The organism is Acinetobacter sp. OYA S30, from assembly GCF_033599315.1.
Lineage (GTDB): Bacteria > Pseudomonadota > Gammaproteobacteria > Pseudomonadales > Moraxellaceae > Acinetobacter > Acinetobacter baumannii.
Window position 1 is genome coordinate 1 of the sequence record NZ_JAWVAV010000102.1, and the last position, 1,795, is coordinate 1,795.

Annotated in this window: 2 protein-coding genes; one reads left to right on the forward strand and one right to left on the reverse strand. The window is 37.2% G+C overall.

Going from position 1 to position 1,795, the window contains the following annotated elements; genetic code table 11:
- The coding region (locus R5R67_RS19765; protein WP_412838337.1) for a putative holin-like toxin at positions 1-82 on the reverse strand (82 nt) is incomplete at its 3' end.
- A gap of 319 nt (positions 83-401) precedes the next feature.
- Here R5R67_RS19765 and R5R67_RS19260 point away from each other — a divergent pair.
- Positions 402-1,589: an IS110 family transposase gene (locus tag R5R67_RS19260; RefSeq protein WP_010748508.1), complete on the forward strand. Its 1,188-nt coding sequence runs from the start codon at positions 402-404 to the stop codon at positions 1,587-1,589.
- Positions 1,590-1,795: the final 206 nt, after the last annotated feature.

The following is a 1,795-nucleotide window of genomic DNA, read 5'->3' on the forward strand; positions in this document are numbered from 1 at the left end:
CTGCTGTTAGGATGCCAAAGATGATCGTTGCGATTAAAGAACCGAAACTAATCATTAGCCCTAATGCTTCAGCTACAGACAAAAAGCTTCTCCTTGTATATTAGAGTTAGGGTTTTAACCTTCCGGTTTTGATTGGATAACCCTATGAACCATCGTTATTTTAATTTGGTATTAACTCATTCATTTTGAGATAATATATTTATTGGATTGAGAGGCTATGCCGTTGCCTCCTTGAGTTTTGAAGCTCGTAATCGAAAGACTGGCACCTCTCTCTGATAAGTGGATTACGTATGAGTTAGATGTTGAAAGTTTTTGCTTTACTCCGTATCTCGTACAAGGTAGTGACGCTTTTCAGTTGAGCGGGTTTCAATCCAAAATATTTTTTTAGAAAGGTCAAATGTATGTACTTCTTAGGAATTGATATCGGCAAGCGAACTCACGTGGCTTCTTTAATGAGTGAAGAAGGTAAAGTGATCCTAAAAGGTTTTTCTTTCCCTAACACTACTGAAGGAGCTGATTCCCTGATTGAGCGGCTTTCAAAATATTCAGAGACTCCCGCTGACTTTATTGTCGGAATGGAAGCTACGGGTCATTATTGGCTCTCCATCTTTTCATACCTCCACGAATCAGACTTTTTGATTCACGTTGTGAATCCTCTTCAAACCGATGGCTGGCGCAAAGGAACAGAAATCAGAAAACGAAAAAATGATATTATTGATTCTGTTTTGATTGCTGACTTGATGCGTTATGGTTCCTTTGTAGAAACAGTATTGTCTGATGAAAATGTTTTTTCGTTAAAACAACTTTCACGTTACCGAACCTATTTAGTAGGTACCGCAAGCGACTTCAAACGAAAAATCATAGCTGTACTAGATCAAGTGTTTCCTGAATATGCATCAATTTTTTCTAAACAAGGTATTTTCGGAAAAGCGTCTAAAGAGTTATTGCTTGAGTTTAGTTCTCCTATAGAGCTAGAAGAAATTTCGGCAGAAACGTTGGCTCAATACTTAGCTGAGTTAAGCAGGAACCGAATAAAGCCAGAGAAAGCAGATCAATTGAAGCAAGCAGCTTCTAACTCCTTTGGAGTGAAATTTGCTCAAGAAGCTTTTACATTTCAATTACGCTCCATGATTGAACAATTGAAATTCATCGAAAGCCAAGTAAAAGAAACTGAAAAAGAAATTAAGCGCATAATGAGTAATTTAGACTCTGTTATTCTCACAATCCCTGGAATCGGCCCTATAAATGGCGCGACAATTCTTGGTGAAATTGGAGACATTCGCAAATTTTCTAATCCGAAAAAACTGGTTGCTTATGCTGGCATAGACGCGTCTGTGTCCCAATCTGGGCAATACGAAGCAACACATAATGTTATGAGCAAGCGTGGATCTCCATACTTACGAAAAGCCTTGTTTTCAGCTGCTCTAGTTGCTTCTCAATGTGATCCTGTTTTTCGCGCGTTTTATCAGAAAAAAATTTCTGAGGGAAAGCATCATCTGACGGCCTTAGGTGCTGTTTCTCGTAAGCTTTGTTATGTGATTCATGCTATTTTAACTAAAAATGAACCTTATAAGATTGTTTCCGATTAGCTATTGAACAATCAAAAAAATCTAATAGTGAAAGGTCTATTTGTTGTACTCATTTTTTGGACTTAACTGTTATAAAATATTTTTTTGATTTAGCTAATTTTCACTTGACTCTATATAGTTAGTCTTTCCAGTACATGAGGTAAGAGGACTCACTTACGCCAAAAAATTTGCTGATCAACTTGAAAAAATCCTTCAACTACCAACTG